The following is a 19,104-nucleotide window of genomic DNA, read 5'->3' as shown; positions in this document are numbered from 1 at the left end:
ATTTTTTATCGTGGTATAATTCACCATGTATCATACAAATTTTTCATTAATATTGAAATAAATCCTTATCTAGTAATAAAAAATGTTTTGTGATGACATAGGAGGTTCGAAACTGAAATTGTTAACTTATAGTTATAAATATATAGGTGTTTGTCTTGTCTTGTTTATTTGTTTAGGTAGTTTAATCGGGTGTCAAAACAAAATTGATGAACCAAAAGAAGTTGGACAAAATACAGATGATATAGAGAATGAAATGAATGAGCTAAGAGAAGAAATTATAATTTTAAAAACTCAAAATCAACAATTACTGGAGCAAATAAATAGTTTTGAATCTAAAATGATTGATAACAAATTAGATATAATGAAAGAGTTTTATGAACAATTATATAGGTTAGAACATGTAGTAAAAAGACTACCTGATTTAGAAATTACAATGGGTAGCATTTTAAACGTAAAAGAAGAAAATGATACTATCTTTTTTGAAATTGATACGGTTGAATGGTTAGGTGGAGAACAAGCTATTCAAGCGATAATAGAAGATGGAAACATGAGTAGAGAAGAAGCAGAACAGCAAATTCCAAATGGATTTTATATCCGTAACATTGAAGAAGAACGAATTCCATATCAATTATCAACAGATTATTCATCTTATATAATAGAAGAGTCAAGTTTAAAATACACAAATGAATTTATAAACATTGTAAATGAGTATATGGAAACTGATGAGCAAGATGATAGACCAATCTATCATTTTTATATCATTGAAAACGAAATCGTACAAATTCTGCAACAATACATTCCTTAGTAGAAGAGAGTTTTAGATATAAAAAACTAATCAAAACATTTAAACTGTTTAAAATTAAATTTATTATGACTGCCTTGAAGGGGGGCGTACCCTCCTTTAAGGCTTTTTTGGATATCTTTATGTGGCTGTCTGTATTGGTGTGAGTGTATGATACTTATAAAATCACCTTTTTAGAGGGAATTCTTTTTCTGTAGCGTTTATATTTTCGAGGGAAAGGTTTTGCTACTTTTTGTCTTTTTTCAGGGTGCGTATTCTCTAAAATGTTAGTTATGCCTTTACCTCCCTTCCTACTTCTTTTTTTAGGTTTAATTATTCTGTTCCCCTTTACATCAAACTTTGGTTTTAAATAATAATGTCTTCCATAATCCTTCCCGTATAGAACTATTTTTTCGATGATGCTTTTGTCTTCTAACCGAGTAAACGGAATGACACTCGGTTTTGTATTCACTTCTAGAATCCAAGGATGCAGGTTTTGATCCAGTGCGATATCCAGCCCACTTTCTTTCATATTGGGATATGTTTTATTCATTTGTTTTGCAGTTTCAAGACCAATCCACTTCAGTTTTTCTATTAAATTATTATCATATTGACATAAATGGTTAATTAGCGTTTCAATATTACAGATAATACCACCGCTGCTGATGTTAGTTACAACCTTTTTAGGATGAGACAATCTCGCGATGATGCCAGTAACTTCCCATTCTGAATTTGTATTTTGTTGAACCATTACTCTTATATCTGCAGAACGGTCTTTATATTTCACCATATCGATACCTTTTTGCACGATATGAAGTCGTTTCGTTTTTTGAATATGATGGCTTAAGTCATTATATAACGCATTATACGAACTGTATTGTTTGACTTCTAAATCTTGCTGCCATTCGTAAATTATTTCCTCATTTTCGTTCGTTTTTTTGATTCTCATCACACCTTTACCTAATGAACCTCGACTCGGTTTTACATATACAACATGGTGTTTATTTAACATTTCATTTACACTTTCAAAATTCGCCTTTCTTGTTTCAGGGATATAGGTTTTTAAGTCCGTATTTTTTATCAGAGCTAATGTTTTTATCCACTTACTGGAAACGTATTTTTTCTTGCTTTCTTTTTTATTCATCTATTGATTGACAACTCCTTGGGTTTTATTTATATGATTACAGCCAAAGTGTTTATATTTTAATGTACGTTTAAGATGACATCGTTGCTTGTTTCATTGCCTATTTCTTGCAATTTTATTTAAGAAAAGAACCTTATATATTCCACATCATATAATTTTAGTAGTTCAACAGAAATTGAAATCTGAATCAGAATATAGGAGGCAGCGATGGACTTGCTTGAAAAATTAAAAGGTAAGTTAAAAGAGGTTAAAATCATTTATCCATGGTATGAACAGTTTTATATAAATCAACCCATTAAGGATTTCAATGATCTCCCTTATATGACCACAGATATATTGGAAAAACATTATTATCATCAGGAATATGATGATTCTATCCATGTGTATCAAACCTCAGGAACTAGCTCTAATATTAGAAAAAAAATCGCTTATTCCGAAGCGGATGAACAGCGGTATGTATCGTTAAAAATGGAGGTTTATAAACAATTTCTAAATAATAGTGCCTGTAAAAAGGCATTTTCGGATGTAGGTACAGGTCATGCTGCAAGTACTGCCGATTTTATTTTTAAAAAACTACAAATGGAAAGTAAGGCTATTTCCTTTGATCGTCCCATTGAGGAGCATATCCAACAGCTCAAAACCTTTAAACCAGACGTTTTATATACGATGCCCTCTATATTAGATCATTTAATTTATGCAGCTGAAAACCCGGCAGACTTTGGAATCAAGAAGATCATTTTAGTTGGAGAAATCGCATCAGAGGAGTGGCAGCAAAAAATAGCTAACATTTTTCAAATACAAAGAGAAGATATAATGGACACATTAGGTTCCATTGAAATTGGCACCATTGCGTATTATTCACATGACATTAGGCGATATGTATTCTTAGATCATTTGTATGCAGAGGGAATTCAATCAGATGAAATCGGTTTAAACATGGAGAAGTTGGAAAATAAGGAGTCCATTCTTGTATTAACTTCCTTTGTTCGTTCAATGTTTCCTGCCATTCGATTTGTTACCTATGATGTTGTACGAGATTTAAGAACCATGGTCATCGATGGCGTTGAAAAACAAACGTTCCAAAACATTGTAAAAAGAGTTGGTCCTGAATTTAAACATGGAGAAAAAATTAGTATTTATGACATTGAGGAGATCGTATATCAACATTTAAAAGAAGCAAGTGTACGAGTCAAGCTTCAAAATAATGCACTTACAATTTATATTCACAGCAAGCTAGTGAATCCTTCAATGCTCACAACTATTCAAAAGGATATTCAAGAAAAAATCCCTGAAATAGGGCGTATGATCAACAATAAAATATTGGATGAAATACAGGTATTAGCGGTGTCAAATGAGGAGTTAAACACAGGAAAAGTCAAAAACAAAAAAATTTACTATGAAAAATAAAACTAGGTGGTGCTAATTAAAGTGAACATAGATGAAGGAATCTTAACAGCCATTGGCCATACACCTCTGGTTCAATTAAATAAAATATTTGAAAATCAATCTATGAAACTATTCGCAAAACTAGAATTTTTAAACCCAGGTGGAAGCTCCAAGGATCGACCTGCTTTGTTTATGATACGAGAAGGTATTAAATCAGGAGAAATTCAAAAGGATACAATCATTATAGAATCTAGCTCTGGCAACTTAGGCATAAGCCTCGCTAAAATCTGTAATTATCTTGGTTTGAAATTCATATGTGTAGTGGATCCAAAAACAACGGAACAAAACTTAAATATTTTAAAGGCTTTTAATGCAACCGTTGAATTAGTAAAAACTCCGGACCCTAAAACAGGAGAGTTTTTACCAGCAAGAATTCATAAAGTTAATGAGTTGCGAAAAAAGTTAAAAAATCATTTTTGGCCAAATCAATATGCAAATCCCAATAATTCAAAATCACACTATGTTATGACAATGAATGAAATCTTTGCGGATTTAAAACATGTAGACTATATGTTTTGTGCGGTTAGTTCTTGTGGGACGATTCGTGGTTGTGTAGATTTTATAAGAGATCACCAGCTAAAAACAAAAGTAGTAGCTGTAGATTCAATTGGTAGTGTTATTTTTAAGGAAAGCACGGGTCAAAGGTTGATTCCTGGATTAGGTGCAGGTATGGTTCCGGCATTGTGCCCGAAGGAATCAATCCATCATATTGTTCATGTATCTGATTTAGATTGTATAACGGGTTGTCGTCATTTAATTCAGGAGGAATCCATATTAGCGGGTGGATCTTCTGGGGCTGTAATTGCAGCTGTAAATAAGTTAAAGCCTATCATTCCAAGGGATTCAACATGTGTTGTGATTTTTCCAGATCGTGGTGACCGATATTTAGAAACGATCTATTCAGATGAATGGGTAAAAAAGCAATATGGTGAAGTGAACTATTTTTGGTAGGGAGGTGATGAAATGATCGTTTTAAATGAAAAAGATATTAACTTGTTAGGAATACATTGGGAGACATTAATTAAAAATATAGAAAAAACAGTACAGTGCATTCAATCAAATGATTTTTCACAACCGATCAAACCTTATTTGAGATATAAAAATCTGAAAAATAGGATCATCGCTATGCCAGCTTTCGTTGGTGGAGAAATCCAAATGGCAGGAATTAAATGGATTGCCAGTTTTCCAGAAAATATTACAAAAGATATCCCAAGAGCACATAGTGTGGTTATTTTAAATGAAGTGGATACGGGCATACCCATGGCTATGATTCACACCCCTTTAATTAGTATTCTTCGCACAGCTTCAGTCAGCGGTTTAATGTTACAGCAGGTTTTAAAAATACGTAAATCTAAAAAAATTAATTTAGGATTGATTGGATGGGGGCCCATTGGGTATTATCATTATAAAATGTGTACAGCCGTTTTTGGTGATTTAATAAAAAATATTTATTTGTATGATATAAAAGGTATAAACGAAAGCAAGATAGATGGAAAAGAAGTTAGTAAAGTGAAAATTGTAGATACGTGGGAAGAGGCGTATTTAGAGTCGGATGTATTTATCACTTGCACAGTTTCTGATCACAGATATATCAATCTTAAACCAAAGCAGGGAGCAGTGTTATTAAATGTTTCACTACGAGATTATCAGGTGAATGTCATGGAACAAATTGAAACTATTGTTGTAGATGATTGGGAAGAGGTATGCAGAGAAAATACAGATATAGAAAATATGCATCTTGAAAAAGGATTAGAGAAAAAAGATACAATGTCTCTAGTTGAGGTCGTATGTGATCAAGCTTTAACTAAAATAGATCATCATAAAACGATTATGTTTAACCCGATGGGCATGGGTGTTTTTGATATTAGTACAGCGGCTTATTATGCCAATTTAGCAAAAAATAAGGGAATTGGAGTGGTATTAGATTAAGTGGGAAGTTATTAATTTTTTGTAACCTCTGACCAAGGAGCTGTTAAAGTTCCTTGTTTTTTTGTGCGAATGATTAGGAATATCAGTCCAATCATATGCATTAGATGATTCATAAAATAAGGATGAACGATTAATTAACGATAATAATAGTAATTCAGGAGTTAACAAAAATATAGAAGCAAAGCGAGTTTTTTATGAAAAAGTATTATTTTAATAAACCTTAAAAGGGGGCTCTCACTAATGAACGAACTCACACACCTCGATCAGCTCGAGGCTGAAGCAATATATATTATTCGAGAAGTAGCTGCAGAATGTGAAAATCCAGTTATGCTTTACTCAATTGGTAAGGCAGAGAAACCACCATTTCCTTTCATGCATATTGATTTTAAAGAGATGATAGAGTTCCGTGATCACAAAGTAAAAAAATTAGGGATTGAAATGCTAGTGCATACAAATAAAGAAGGTGTGAAACAAGGCATTAACCCATTTGATCATGGCTCTGCATATACTGATATTATGAAAACTCAAGCATTAAAGCAAGGGTTGGACAAATATGGGTTTACTGCTGCCTTTGGTGGTGGAAGACGTGACGAAGAAAAGTCTCGTGCGAAAGAGCGTATTTTTTCTTTTCGTAATAAAAATCATGCATGGGACCCCAAAAAGCAAAAGCCTGAAATGTGGAAACTTTATAACAGCGGACGAGTCGTGTCATTGATCAAGAAGCCGCTGGAAATTTGGAAAGACCTAAGCGAGAGGGGTCTTTCTAATTGAAGAGATTATTAAAATTTATTACGTGCGGAGCGTGTGGGGTAATTAAACATGAACTTTGTAGATCTACAAATGTTGTATGGCAAGAGACCGATATTACGAGAGAGATTCGTGCGCAACAAAAAGGACAAACACCGTTAACGGTTTGGTTCACTGGTCTTTCAGGTTCAGGAAAATCAACACTGGCGAATGAAGTCGAAAAACGTTTAGTATCCATTGGACTTCATACGATGTTACTCGATGGGGATAATGTACGACATGGGTTGAATAAGAACTTAGGCTTTAAAGAAAGTGACCGTATGGAAAATATTCGTCGTATTGCTGAAGTTGCAAAGCTGATGAATGATGCGGGCGTGATTACATTGGCATCGTTTATTTCACCTTATGAAAGTGATCGTAAAAATGCTAGAGCAATCATTGGTAAGGAATATATTGAAATCTTTGTTAGCACGCCACTTGAGGAATGTGAAAAACGTGATGTGAAAGGTTTGTATAAGAAAGCACGTACTGGAGAAATTCCAAACTTCACGGGTATTTCTAGTCCATATGAAATACCGGAAAATCCAGAAGTTCAAATAGATACAAGTAAGTATTCAATTGAAGAAGCAACAGATTATGTATTGAAACAAATTATAAAATATTTGGATTAGAAGATGGATCGGAAGGGAGATCATTGCTTCTATGAACGATAAGCTGAGGATTTGAAAAATCTAATATGTAGAAGGTGGTTTGATAGCAGGTGAAGAATTTTAATTTATTTGACCTATTTAACATCACACTAGAGACTGGAAAAGAAATATTAGAGGTTTATGATCAAGATTTTGATGTAGAGTATAAAGAAGCTGATTCCCCATTGACTCAAGCAGATAAACGAGCGCATGAGTCGATTATGAAAGGATTAAATGCAATAGATCCTAGCATTCCCGTATTGAGTGAAGAGGGAAGAGAGATTCCGTATAGTGAACGTCGTGAATGGAGTCATTTTTGGTTAGTAGATCCACTAGATGGAACAAAGGAATTTATTAAGAAAAATGGGGAATTCACTGTAAATATCGCATTCATTGAAGGGAAGTACCCTTCAATTGGTATTATTTATGCACCAGTATTAGATGTGTTTTATTTTGGTCGTGTTGAAGGTGGAGCATATAAACTAGAAAATGCATCTAATGCAGAGATAGAAAATGAAGAAGAATTAATTCAAAAAAGTGTGAGATTACCTGAGATAGAAGATCATCATGTGACACGTGCTGTTGCTAGCAGGTCTCATATGTCAGAGGAAACGGAAGAATTTATTAAAGAATTAGAAGCGAAGATTGGAGAAGTAGAAGTTGTCTCATCCGGAAGTTCATTAAAGTTTTGCTTAGTTGCGGAGGGAAAAGCAGACTTTTATCCAAGATATGCACCAACAATGGAATGGGATACAGGAGCAGGACAAGCCATTGTTGAAGCAGCAGGTGGAAAAGTTACTAGATATGAAGATAATGAGAGATTTTACTATAATAGGGAAGATTTATTGAATGGTTGGTTTTTGGCTAAAGGTTTGTAGGTGGATGATAAAATATTCAAAATGCATAAGATTGAGGTATTGAATAAGGGATTCGTCGTGCAAAGTAAAAGAACGTTGGATATTTGTTCCTTTTCTGGTCATTACTATTTTGGCTATCTCGATTGGTTAAAGTAACATATATATTAGAAATTTTGTACGCAAAGCAATTTCCTAGATTACATCGAGTAGGAACATACTACATGCCTCTACTCGATGTGATAAGCTATAACCTACCATTTATAAGATTATGCAGGACCAACACACCACGTATTAGGAAGGAAAATTATCGTATTCTCATCTTTACCCCCTTTACGTAATGCTATTACTGAGTTTTCTGAAAATTTAAATTTTCCTTCTGTAAAGCTACCATCTACTGTCCCTACACGAATAATTTGATTCTTCTTGAAAGTATCATTAATGGTGTTTTCAAAACCGATCAGACTCCCGCTATTTTTTGACATGTGTATTTTCACCTCCAAATCACTAGAATTATGATGTGAAATTTGCATAGATGTTTAGGGAAGTTAAATCAATATGATTTTTTATATTTGCTACTATCATATTTTAAGGATACTCCATCCACTAATTTATTACCATATATATACAACCATCTCTATAATTTCTAGGTGATATATTATATATCTGATCTTTACTAAATGTGAGGAATGATTCTCGTTTATCAGATTTCAAAAATACCAATTTGATAAAATGAAAAAAAGTCCTAAGCCCAATGAGTCAGGGCTTAGGATGTTTATGGATGACTTTTATAATCAATAATTTGAGTTAAATAAGTTAGTATTTAAAAACAGTCTTTAATCTATCGTTTGTTCTATCAAAGTGGATACTGTACTTTGTGCGATTAAGACATCATCTACTCCAGCCTCTACTAAGCTAGGGCTGCCATTATCTGCCGCTTCGATTTGAAGATGAACATCTTCCCCAGCATATGCTGAGAGATCTAGAGATTGATTAGACCATGCTGCATCTTGATCACTTGAAGTTCCTAATTCTTCAAATAAAGTGACAGCGCTTCCATTTGAGCGAACGAGATTCATACGGAAGAAATCATCACTATTCGCATTAGAATAATGACTTAAGTAATAAGAGAAAGATAGTGTAATTGAACCATTAGTTGGTAATGAAATAGCTGGTGATTGAATAGTAGTCACTCCACTATCAATATCATTGACTCCCGCAGAACTTCCTGCACTTCCTTCTGTTACAAGATCATAACTTCCACTTGGTGTGGTTCCTTGTTGTTTCGTTCCGCTATAACTTGTAGATTCAGGATTAGCACGTTCCCACAAACCTGTTGTAGCAGTATCACTTCCGTTAGGATCTGAAGTCCATCCTTTATTCGTTTCGAAATCATCTTCAAATACTACGGTTGGATCTGGGTCGGGATCAGGGACGTCCCCCCCACTTAATGCAAGAAATGCATTTACTCTTCCATGTTCCCAATAAGTACCTGTACCTGAAATAGGTTCTGCTGTGCTTTCGATTACATTGCGAATCTCAACATTTGTTAGTCCCTGGGTTGCAAGTAGAGCTGCTAAACCTGCTACATGTGGTGTAGCCATCGATGTTCCATTAGATGAAACGTAACCTCCACCTAGTCGAGTAGAAATAATACCTACACCAGGTCCAGCCACATCAACCCATGTACCATAGTTAGAACTGGACCATTTATTATCGTTGGAATCAGTCGCAGCAACGGCCAATGAATTTTGATAGGCGGCTGGGTAATTTTGTACATTTACTCCATCATTACCAGCAGCAGAAATAATAACTGCACCTTTTTCCCAAGCATAGTTAACAGCATCTTCAACTGCTGCAGAAAAAGCAGTACTTCCTAAACTTAAATTAATCACATCTGCTCCATTATCAGCAGCAAAAGTAATCCCATCTGCAACTCCAGCATTCGTTCCTCTACCAACTTCATTTAATACGCGAATAGCCATGATTTTAACATTTGGAGCTACACCAGCAACGCCTACGCCATTATTTGTAAGTGCGCCGACTGTTCCAGCTACATGAGTACCATGTCCTTGTTCGTCAGAAGCATCACTGTCGTTATCTATGAAGTCATATCCTGGAATTACTTGTCCTTGTAAGTCTTCATGGTTTGCTTGAACTCCAGTGTCAAGTACAGCAACGACAACAGATGAACTACCTTGTGTAATTTCCCAAGCCTGCTCAAGATCCATAATTTGAGGACCATATTGGTCTGATGAATAAAGTGGATCGTTTGGAGTGAATAGAGCGTGATATTCAACAATAGGTTCTACATATTCAACATCTGCTCTGTTTTTATATTGTTTTAAGGCTTTCTCTACCGATTTCCCTTTCACTTTAATAACTTCAAAACCAATTTGTTTATTTTTCTTTAAGACCTCTGCTTTTTCTTCTTGATGGATTTGTTGCATTATGTTTTTGGAAGTTTTATCTTTGAACTTTACGATGATTGTACTTTCTTCCAAAGTAGTCTCAGCTGAACTAGTAATTGAAAAAGATAGAATTAATGCAATTGCCATAAATACAGAAAAAAATCGTTTTAAATTCATTACACACCCTCCATTTCGTTTTTTTGCTATAAAAGTCATCCACTATATACTAAATATTACCTTATATTAACAGTAATGTGAATAATTAAAAATCAATCAGTCCATATGAACTATAAAATTAAATCGTTATACACTGACGCTTTACTAGATTGAACGATTAAAACGTATAAGTAAAGCAATAATAGACTTAGATATCTATGAAATGAGGGTGTGTAAATCTTGTACTAGATTTGCAATTGCTAGAGTTATGTAGTTTATTTCATTATTTGTATAACAACTTTAAAACTATTTTTTCCCACATGCGCCAAGGAAGCATTCTTTTTACGAGATGATTTAGTTTAACTCCTTTACCTACAGCGTAACGCAGTTTTGGCTTAGCTGTCTTAGCTGCAAAAGTGATAAGTTTAGCAACCTCTATTGGATTGCCTAAGTTTTTTTCTTCATTTTTTAACCTTGTTTGGATTTTTTCCATAAATACGTCGTAGGTTGAATTGTTTTTTAAAGATTTAACCTCTGATATACTGCTGTTCCAAATATTCGTAGCATAAGATCCAGGTTCTATTAAAATGACGTCAATGCCAAAAGGTTTTAATTCTAATCGAAGTGATTCACTAAACCCTTCTAAAGCATGTTTTGATGCTACATATGCAGATAGAGAAGGAAATCCAATTAAACCTGATACACTACTCAAATTAATAATGCGTCCAGATCTTTGCTTTCTCATTCTTGGAATGACAGCTTGGGAAACGGCAATAACCCCTAAAACATTCGTTTCAAATTGTTTTCTATATTTTTCAATGGATACGTCCTCAGTAAAACCACCTTGAGCGAAACCTGCATTATTCACTAGAACTTGAATGTTATTGTAGTCTTCTAATTTATGTTTAAATTCATTTACATCCTCAGTGGAGGTTACATCTAATTTTATAATATCAACGTTTTGGGTTAGTTTTAATTTCGTTAATTCGTTTTCTAATAATTTAGATTTTTCTAGGTTACGCATCGTTGCAATGACATGATAATCTGATTGCGCTAATTCTAATACAGTCATTAATCCAAAACCACTGGAAGCTCCTGTTACGATTGCCTGTTTTTTTTTCATAATTTCCACCTCTCCTTCAAAAGGGATACAAAAAAAACTCCCTAATGATTAGGATATCACAAGGGAGTCGAACTAAACTATACAATACATTGTTTTATTCAATATAAGGGTTAGATTGTAATTGAATTGAAATAATGACCTTATTAATGGAAGGAATCGTTAATTTTTATATTGGTATTTATCCAAGTTCATGAATACGTGCACAAATTTAATTTCTATATCTAAAGTATTCTATTCAGTTGGTTGCAGATTGGATTGGACTCCTGCGGAAAGTGATGTGAAAATATTAAAACAGAATATATTGTAAAATGACTGATTATACGGTAGAATTTTACTAATAGTATAGGTAAAAAGTAACGTTTTCTTCATTGAGTTCAATGGAGTTTTTCGTTACATATGTGAATGAGAATCAAAATGTTATAGATAGTTTCTTAGATTGAATACATACATATTCTGGTTGCGATAATTCAACACTGATTACCGAATGGCATAAAAGTGGATTATAAAATGGTTATATATCCTTATGGAAATGAATTTATAGTTTTCATAAGCACCCGAACAGAATACATAATACATCTTGGATCAGTCATGACATTTGAAAATGAAAAAGTGGTGATCAAAGTTATGAAGGTTTATAAAAACGAAAAAGGATCGGTAATCATTTATGTGTTAGTAATTTCCGCTGTGTTGATGATATCTGCTCCAGTTTTGTTAAGTATGAGTGTATCGTCACAAACGATAATTGAGGAAAATGAAGATTTAAAACTCGTAACTCTATCTTCAGTTAGTGCAATGGAAATGTTTGTTGGTTATGTTGAAAATGTACAGAATAATATAGGAAGTATAGAAGATTTGAAAGATTTTCCAGGTATGAGCGAAGGTGATGAAATTGAAATCACGCTACCAGATGAAACTAAAGTGTATTATTACATGGAACTAAAAGAACCCGATAATGAAAACGATAATTATACGATTGTTGTAAAATCTCGAGTGGGGAATGATGGAAATCAGCAAATAAAATCAATATCATATGAAATTTCAAATAATAATCCATTCCCAGGTGGAGGGAGTGGTGGTGACAATGGGAATTTTAATCCCAATTTGAATTACAATGTAAAAGAAAATGAGAACATAGGAATTAGTTATGTTTTAGGTAATTCAAAAAATTTAAAACAAGCAAGCGTATGGTATGATACAAATTCAGAAAATTATACATATGTGATTTATAATTATATTACCGACAAAGATGATCTTCGATCTGATGGGGATAAAAAAGGTGGAACGGGTGTAGATTTATGTAGAAACTCTTCGGAGCAAGATTGTTCTGATATAAAAACTGGTAAAATTCCACAAAACAGAAGAAATATTGGAGCTTTACAGTATAGAATAATTACTCAAACTCTTACTCAATCATTAGTTCCTCCAACTGGTTCTCAGTCTGAATCTATATGGTATACTCCTTTTGGAGTAGCCTTTAATAGTGATAAAGAAGCATTTGTCTGGTTCACACCTGATTCAAATACATTTGATGAAGTCACAATTACTTATAATGCTCAAAATGGGGAAGGGATTAATCAAGATGTAATGTTGAATTACGATTCTGATACAGGAAGGTATGAAAATACGCTATATTTTGAAGAGGGTATAGATAGCTTGAAATATCACTTTGAATTTAAAGTTAATGATGATAGTTACAAAACAAGTGAGATCACAGTACCTGTTTTTGGAATGGAGCTTAATAGTGATAAGGATGAAGCATTACTTTGGTTCATTCCTCAAAGAAATAATTATGATAGAGTTGAAGTGGTTTATTATGACGAACATAATGATGTTATAAACATACAGATGGATGAAAAAAATGGAAGATATGAATATAATTATTCTCAACAGGATCAGATTTCTTTACTGCAATTTTACATTGTACCTTATAAAAATAATAGGAATGAAGATTATCGAACCTACTGGTACACGTATTTAGATGATAACCTCTACAAGAAATTTGTCTTAAATAGAGTGGATTAAACGAATAAATAAAAGAGTCTTCAAAATGAAGGCTCTTTTTTGCTAGGAAAATATTGTGTTTTTAAACATCAAATAATTTAATCATAGTTCTCTTTGTTGTATGAGAAAATTCAAAAATAAACTCAATTAAATCTCCATTTTCAAATAAAGTACCAGATGCCACTTCTTGTTGAAGTGTTTTTAATTCTATATTTTCAACTTTACTAGCTAGGACAAGTCCATTTTTATAACTTAGGTCATTTAAATTTACGAAGTCATCCTCTTCAGATAAATCTATATCATATAATGTTAAAGTTTTAGTATCGTGCTCTAAGTAAAATGACTTATATAAATAAACAATATCATTTGAACCTTCACCTGTTTTAATACGAATTTCAGAAATGTTTTTATCATCATTTTTGACATAAAAGACTTTCACAGTATCTGTTACATATTTTGAAATGGCAGCCATCGTTAATTCAGCATCTGCATCATTGCTATAATTTTCAACAGAACGTTCCCAAAATAAATGACTAGAGGTGTAAAACATGATTCCTAAAGTTGCTATAATAGATATTAGTGCGATCGCAGCTAACATTTCAATTAAAGTGAACCCTTTTTCATTATTCCCCAACTTTATTCCCCCCAAGAAACAGTGACACTTGCTAAATAAGTTTCTGTATTTTTGTATAAAAAGGTATATAAATAAACCTCAGAATCACTAACGCTTGGGTTATTTACACTCAAGTCTATCTTTTTATCTTCTTCTATAGTGAAGTCTATCTTTTTTTCAATTACTTCATATTCAAAACTTGTATTGTTATAATTTCTAGTGCCTGTTTTGTCTAGTGCATTATTATTTCTTAGTTCATTTAATACTTCTTCCGCTACTTGAAGTGCATTAGTTTTAGTATCCTGTTTAATATCTGTTTTCAAGTAAAACTGTGAGAGGGTTACAAAAGTAATGAGTAGAATGGATAGAATTGCGATTGAAGCAATGATTTCTACAAGAGTAATGCCTTTTTCACTTTTTAAATTTATTTTATGTTTATATAACATATAATCTCCTCATTTCTTCTAACAATCTTCATGAATATAATAAGGTTTTTCAAAAATGTCCTAATTGATATTCACATCATACATAAAAAGGTACAAATATTCTATACGTTTCTGTAGAATATATAATTTCGAGAAAAATAGTAACAATTTTTGTAAAATTTATGCACTAGGCAACATTAATATGTTATACTATTTCCAATATAGGACTTTCTTCCTTGTTTTTCAACAAAAATTAGTTAAATTAACCTATTTAATTGAAAAAAATGCAAGTTTTAATTTTCCAGTTGATTATTTTTTGTAAGTAATAAATAATATAGTAGATCATAACATTTCATCTAGGAAGAAGGAACCTGTATGGCAGTCACTAAAAAGAGATTAGGAGATCTGTTAGTAGATTCTGGACTGATTACAAATGAACAGCTAAAACAATCTTTAACAGAACAAAAGAAATCAAACCTTAAATTAGGAGATTTATTAATACAACAAGGGATCATAACGGAACAGCAGTTGATTCAAGTGCTGGAGTTCCAATTAGGTATACCTCATGTGACTTTGTCTACATATCAAATCGATGTAAATACAGTGAATATCATTACTGAACAGACAGCCAAAAAGTATCAAGCTATTCCTATTCGAAAAATTGGGAAGAAATTATTAGTTGCGATGGTTGATCCACTAGATTTCTTCTCTATAGAGGATTTAAGACTATTAACTGGATTTACAATTGAACCCGCTTTAATTACGAAAGATGAGCTTCAAAGTGCCATTGCGAGCTTATACGGTTTACATGATTCAATGAATCAGATCCTACAGGACGTCGAAGCTGTCGGAGAAGAAATTGATGAAAATGAAATTACAGATAAAGATTCTCCAGTAGTTCGATTAGTAAATGAAATGATCGAACAAGCCGTTCAGTTAAGAGTGAGTGATATTCATGTTGATCCTATGGAAAATAGAGTTTTGATTCGGTATCGTGTGGATGGAATTTTACATACAGAAAGAACTTTACCTAAAAATGTACAAGGTATTTTAATTGCTAGATTAAAAATTATGGCTGACCTAAACATTGCTGAACGTAGAATGCCTCAGGATGGCCGTATCAAAATAAATGTAGACTTTAAAAAAGTAGATATTCGAGTGTCAACCTTACCAACGATTTATGGTGAGAAAGTTGTTCTTCGAATCTTAGATTTAAGCAGCAGTATAAAAGAAATTCATCATCTAGACCTCAACGAAGATAATTTATTCAACTTTAGAAATATGCTGCAAAAACCTCATGGCATGATATTAGTTACAGGTCCTACAGGTAGTGGTAAAACAACTACACTATATTCAGCTTTACATCATTTAAATAAAGAAGAAACTAACATTATTACGATTGAAGACCCGGTAGAATACCAACTTGAGGGTGTGAATCAGGTACAAGTGAGTGCACAAACTGGATTATCATTTGCAAAAGGATTGCGTTCGATTTTAAGGCAAGATCCCAATATTGTAATGGTTGGTGAAATTCGAGATGTTGAAACAACTGAAATTTCCATTCGTGCTTCTTTAACAGGTCATTTAGTATTTTCAACAATACATACAAACAGTGCTCTTAGTACAATTATTCGATTAAGGGAAATGGGGGTGGAGCCCTATTTAATTGCTTCTTCGCTTATCGGTGTTGTTTCACAACGATTGGTAAGACAAATTTGTTCTCAATGTAAACTAGAAGTTCAACCGTCAGAGCAAGAAAAAATCTATTTAAGTGAACATGGTTTTAATGTGAACACTTTATTTAAAGGCAAAGGCTGTGGGGTCTGTAATCAAACGGGATATAAAGGTAGAATTGGGATTCATGAAGTTTTATTGGTAGATGATACAATGAGAAGTTTAATATTAAACAACGCATCTATAGAAGATTTTAAAACATATGCCTTAACCCATGGGATGAAATCAATTTTTGAAGATGGGTTACAAAAAGCATTTCAAGGAATCAGTACACTTCAAGAAGTCATCAAGGAAGTTTCTAATGAATAAAAGCGAAATAGAAGGGAGAAAGTGACTTGAGGGATAAGGAATTAGAATTTCATAAACTATTGAAGGCTGCATTTGAAGCAGGAGCATCTGATCTCCATTTTTCTGTAAGGTCGCCACCAATGATCAGAGTGGACGGAGTTCTAAAACCACTTGAGACTTTACCTCTAAAACCTGAACAAACGGAGGATTATGCAAGAAGTATATTATCTGATGATCAATACGATCTTTTTAAACAGAAAGGAGAGATTGATTTATCGATAAGTGTACCTGGATCTTCACGTTTTAGGGTGAATGTATTTAAACAGAGAAATTCCATAAGTATTGCAGCAAGAATAGTTCCAACTACAATACCTAGTTTAGAGGAGTTGGAATTACCCTCCGTATTAACACAATTTGCTAAAAAAAATCACGGACTAATTCTAGTGACTGGACCTACAGGAAGCGGGAAATCAACTACTCTAGCGGCAATGATAGACTACATAAATCATTCAGACAGAAAACATATCATAACTTTGGAAGATCCAATTGAATATTTATACGCACATGAAAAATGTATGATTGATCAAAGGGAAATTGGTACAGATACGATGAATTTTGCCTCTGGACTACGTGCTGCATTGAGACAAGATCCAGACGTTTTGTTAGTTGGTGAAATGCGTGATCCCGAAACGATAAGTACTGCGATTACTGCGGCAGAAACAGGGCATTTGGTATTAGCTACTTTACATACGATTGATGCAATTCAAACGATTGACCGGATCATCGATTCTTTTCCAAGCAAACAGCAAACACAGATTCGCATACAACTTTCTTTAGTTCTGAAAGGGGTTGTTTCACAACGATTATTACCTCATAAAAGTGGAAAAGGTAGAGTTTGTGCGACAGAAGTTTTATTAAACACTCATGCAGTTGCAAATCTAATACGCAGTGAAAAGATTCATCAGATTAAAAGTGTAATGCAGACAAACTCGATGCTGGGTATGCATACGATGGAAATGAATTTGAAACATCTCATTGCTAGAAATTTAGTTCATGAAAGAATTGCAAAAAACTATTACACGGAGGGAACTGGAACAGATGCCTCAATACGTGTATAAATGTAAGGATATTCATGGGAAAAGGCAAAAAGGAATATTAAATGCGGTTGACAAAGCTGCTGCGATGTTGGAACTGAAAAAACGCAAGTGGATCATTTATTCTTTAAATGATCATAACCCTTCAATTTTAACTAAGGAAATTTACATTGGTAATCCTGTGAAAAATACGCACTTTATTATTTTTTGCAGGCAGTTTTCTGCTCTAACTCGAGCTGGAGTATCCATAGTAGAATCGGTTCGCATTCTCAGTGAACAAACGGAAAGTAAACCGTTAAAAAAAGCATTAGCTGAAGTTGCAAATTCCATGTTAAAAGGGAATTCACTTTCACAATCTGCATCCGAGTTTAAAAAGATTTTCCCACCAATATTCATTAATATGATTCGTGCAGGTGAGGAAGCAGGGAATATGGATGATACATTAGATCGACTAGCGACTTTTTTTGAAAAAGCTCATTATACGAAAGAAAAAGTAAAATCTGCCATGATGTACCCGATGATAGTAGGGGTTATATCCATTATTGTTGTCATTTATTTACTGAACTTTGTAGTACCTCGTTTTGTTAGTGTGCTTGAAGATCTTGGGGCTGAACTTCCCTTGATCACTAGGATCGTCATTTCGTTAAGCGAAAGTATGCAACAGGATTGGTATTTTTGGATATTGGGAGTGATCTTGCTTATTGTAGGTTTTCAGTGGTTTAAGAGAACTTCCTTTGGGAGTCATTTACTAGATTATATAAAATTAAAAATGCCTATATTTGGTGTTTTAAATCAAAAAAGTGCCATTGCTCAAATGACGAGAACGTTATCTTCTTTATATGCTAGTTCTGTTCCTGTTTTACAATCTCTTTCTATAGTAGAAAGAATCATAGATAACAAAGTGATAGGGAAAGTATTACTTCAATCTCAGGAATCACTGAGAAAAGGAATGCCTTTATCTGAACCCTTAAAAAAATCTTGGGTTTTTCCTCCTCTAGTAACCCAAATGATAGCTATTGGTGAAGAAACAGGTTCTTTGGATGATATGTTAAGTAAAGTAGCAGATTTTTATGAAAAAGATGTAGAGAATATGGTTGATCGTTTAAAAGCTTTAATAGAACCATTATTAATTGTATTTTTAACAGTTGTAGTTGGAGGCGTAATTGCCGCGGTTTTACTTCCTATGTTTTCGATTTATGAAAACTTTTAGGTATAGAATTAAAAATTCATTTAAATTAGGAGTGTTTTATGATGACACAAAGAATTCAAAACATGTTTAAACAAGAAAAAGGGTTAACTTTAATTGAGCTACTAGCGGTTATTGTTGTATTAGGAATTATAGCTGCGATTGCAGTCCCTTCCATCAGCGGACTTATCGAGGGTGTAGAAGAGGATGGTAGAGCAGCTTTAGCTCATCAAATTTATGAGGCGGGGAGATTATATTTAATTGGAGAAGAGTCTAATGCTACGACTGTTACACTTGCTGAAATGGCGGATTATATAGATAATATTGGGAAAGATCCTGGATCAGAAAACCAAATTGGAGATACAACAGTTGTTGATTTCACAGCTGGAACTGTAACAGTATTTGATAATACTACCCCTACTGCAGTGTTATTATATACCTATAATTATAATACAGATATAGTTACTCCATAATATATGACTA

Annotated in this window: 17 protein-coding genes and 2 pseudogenes; 12 read left to right on the top strand and 7 right to left on the bottom strand. The window is 33.3% G+C overall.

Features of this window, described 5'->3' with window-relative positions; genetic code table 11:
• Positions 1-118: 118 nt before the first annotated feature.
• Positions 119-805 (top strand): hypothetical protein, encoded by a 687-nt coding sequence (locus tag EPK97_RS11695; RefSeq protein WP_162036806.1) that lies wholly within the window; start codon positions 119-121, stop codon positions 803-805.
• A gap of 154 nt (positions 806-959) precedes the next feature.
• Here EPK97_RS11695 and EPK97_RS11690 read toward each other — a convergent pair whose 3' ends face one another.
• Positions 960-1,925, bottom strand: coding sequence for a YheC/YheD family protein (locus tag EPK97_RS11690; protein WP_162036805.1), 966 nt, complete (start codon positions 1,923-1,925; stop codon positions 960-962).
• A gap of 207 nt (positions 1,926-2,132) precedes the next feature.
• Between EPK97_RS11690 and EPK97_RS11685 the strand changes: the two genes are divergently transcribed.
• From EPK97_RS11685 to cysQ, 6 genes are all read left to right on the top strand, one after another.
• On the top strand, positions 2,133-3,332 hold the full coding sequence (locus EPK97_RS11685; RefSeq protein ID WP_162036804.1) for a phenylacetate--CoA ligase family protein: 1,200 nt from the start codon (positions 2,133-2,135) through the stop codon (positions 3,330-3,332).
• A 21-nt stretch (positions 3,333-3,353) separates the two neighbouring features.
• Positions 3,354-4,322: a 2,3-diaminopropionate biosynthesis protein SbnA gene (gene sbnA / locus EPK97_RS11680; RefSeq protein WP_162036803.1), complete on the top strand. Its 969-nt coding sequence runs from the start codon at positions 3,354-3,356 to the stop codon at positions 4,320-4,322.
• Between the two features lie 12 nt (positions 4,323-4,334).
• Positions 4,335-5,300 carry a 2,3-diaminopropionate biosynthesis protein SbnB gene (locus EPK97_RS11675; RefSeq protein WP_162036802.1) on the top strand — a complete coding sequence of 322 codons (966 nt, stop codon included), beginning with the start codon at positions 4,335-4,337 and terminating at the stop codon, positions 5,298-5,300.
• 240 nt (positions 5,301-5,540) lie between these two features.
• A complete protein-coding gene (gene cysD / locus EPK97_RS11670; RefSeq protein ID WP_240903793.1) occupies positions 5,541-6,071 on the top strand; it encodes a sulfate adenylyltransferase subunit CysD in 531 nt (176 codons plus the stop codon).
• Positions 6,068-6,718 (top strand): adenylyl-sulfate kinase, encoded by a 651-nt coding sequence (gene cysC, locus EPK97_RS11665; RefSeq protein ID WP_205690256.1) that lies wholly within the window; start codon positions 6,068-6,070, stop codon positions 6,716-6,718. The genes cysD and cysC overlap by 4 nt, the downstream gene beginning before the upstream one ends.
• Positions 6,719-6,807: 89 nt before the next feature.
• The gene (gene cysQ / locus EPK97_RS11660; RefSeq protein WP_162036801.1) at positions 6,808-7,614 is read left to right on the top strand and encodes a 3'(2'),5'-bisphosphate nucleotidase CysQ; all 807 of its coding nucleotides are present in this window, start codon (positions 6,808-6,810) and stop codon (positions 7,612-7,614) included.
• 245 nt (positions 7,615-7,859) lie between these two features.
• Here cysQ and EPK97_RS11655 read toward each other — a convergent pair whose 3' ends face one another.
• The 4 genes and pseudogenes from EPK97_RS11655 to EPK97_RS11645 form a co-directional block, all read right to left on the bottom strand.
• Positions 7,860-8,075 carry a hypothetical protein gene (locus EPK97_RS11655; RefSeq protein WP_162036800.1) on the bottom strand — a complete coding sequence of 72 codons (216 nt, stop codon included), beginning with the start codon at positions 8,073-8,075 and terminating at the stop codon, positions 7,860-7,862.
• 351 nt (positions 8,076-8,426) lie between these two features.
• Positions 8,427-8,963: pseudogene (locus EPK97_RS22585) on the bottom strand (choice-of-anchor J domain-containing protein); the annotation flags it as partial.
• A gap of 75 nt (positions 8,964-9,038) precedes the next feature.
• Positions 9,039-10,178, bottom strand: a pseudogene (locus EPK97_RS11650) (S8 family peptidase); the annotation flags it as partial.
• A gap of 262 nt (positions 10,179-10,440) precedes the next feature.
• Positions 10,441-11,280 (bottom strand): SDR family oxidoreductase, encoded by an 840-nt coding sequence (locus EPK97_RS11645; protein ID WP_162036799.1) that lies wholly within the window; start codon positions 11,278-11,280, stop codon positions 10,441-10,443.
• A 624-nt stretch (positions 11,281-11,904) separates the two neighbouring features.
• Here EPK97_RS11645 and EPK97_RS11640 point away from each other — a divergent pair.
• Positions 11,905-13,302 (top strand): hypothetical protein, encoded by a 1,398-nt coding sequence (locus EPK97_RS11640; RefSeq protein WP_162036798.1) that lies wholly within the window; start codon positions 11,905-11,907, stop codon positions 13,300-13,302.
• A gap of 61 nt (positions 13,303-13,363) precedes the next feature.
• Here the strand turns inward: EPK97_RS11640 and EPK97_RS11635 are convergent, their stop codons facing one another.
• Together EPK97_RS11635 and EPK97_RS11630 are read right to left on the bottom strand one after the other, a co-directional pair.
• Entirely contained in the window at positions 13,364-13,915 is a 552-nt protein-coding gene (locus EPK97_RS11635; RefSeq protein WP_162036797.1) for a prepilin-type N-terminal cleavage/methylation domain-containing protein, read from the bottom strand.
• A 2-nt stretch (positions 13,916-13,917) separates the two neighbouring features.
• The gene (locus EPK97_RS11630; protein WP_162036796.1) at positions 13,918-14,340 is read right to left on the bottom strand and encodes a prepilin-type N-terminal cleavage/methylation domain-containing protein; all 423 of its coding nucleotides are present in this window, start codon (positions 14,338-14,340) and stop codon (positions 13,918-13,920) included.
• 354 nt (positions 14,341-14,694) lie between these two features.
• Here EPK97_RS11630 and EPK97_RS11625 point away from each other — a divergent pair, with 354 nt between their 5' ends.
• Genes EPK97_RS11625 through EPK97_RS11610 form a run of 4 tightly spaced genes read left to right on the top strand, consistent with a single transcriptional unit; the run spans position 14,695 to position 19,094 of the window.
• Positions 14,695-16,362: a GspE/PulE family protein gene (locus EPK97_RS11625; protein ID WP_162036795.1), complete on the top strand. Its 1,668-nt coding sequence runs from the start codon at positions 14,695-14,697 to the stop codon at positions 16,360-16,362.
• A gap of 26 nt (positions 16,363-16,388) precedes the next feature.
• On the top strand, positions 16,389-17,459 hold the full coding sequence (locus EPK97_RS11620; RefSeq protein ID WP_162036794.1) for a type IV pilus twitching motility protein PilT: 1,071 nt from the start codon (positions 16,389-16,391) through the stop codon (positions 17,457-17,459).
• Positions 17,440-18,645, top strand: a complete 1,206-nt coding sequence (locus EPK97_RS11615; RefSeq protein WP_162036793.1) for a type II secretion system F family protein — start codon at positions 17,440-17,442, stop codon at positions 18,643-18,645. The genes EPK97_RS11620 and EPK97_RS11615 overlap by 20 nt, the downstream gene beginning before the upstream one ends.
• Before the next feature lie 41 nt (positions 18,646-18,686).
• Entirely contained in the window at positions 18,687-19,094 is a 408-nt protein-coding gene (locus tag EPK97_RS11610; protein WP_162036792.1) for a prepilin-type N-terminal cleavage/methylation domain-containing protein, read from the top strand.
• Positions 19,095-19,104 lie beyond the last annotated feature (10 nt).

The sequence above is a fragment of the Chengkuizengella sediminis genome (genome assembly GCF_010078385.1).
Classification (GTDB): domain Bacteria; phylum Bacillota; class Bacilli; order Paenibacillales; family KCTC-33759; genus Chengkuizengella; species Chengkuizengella sediminis.
The sequence above is the reverse complement of the archived record's forward strand: the minus strand, read 5'-3'. Positions and strand labels throughout refer to the sequence as shown.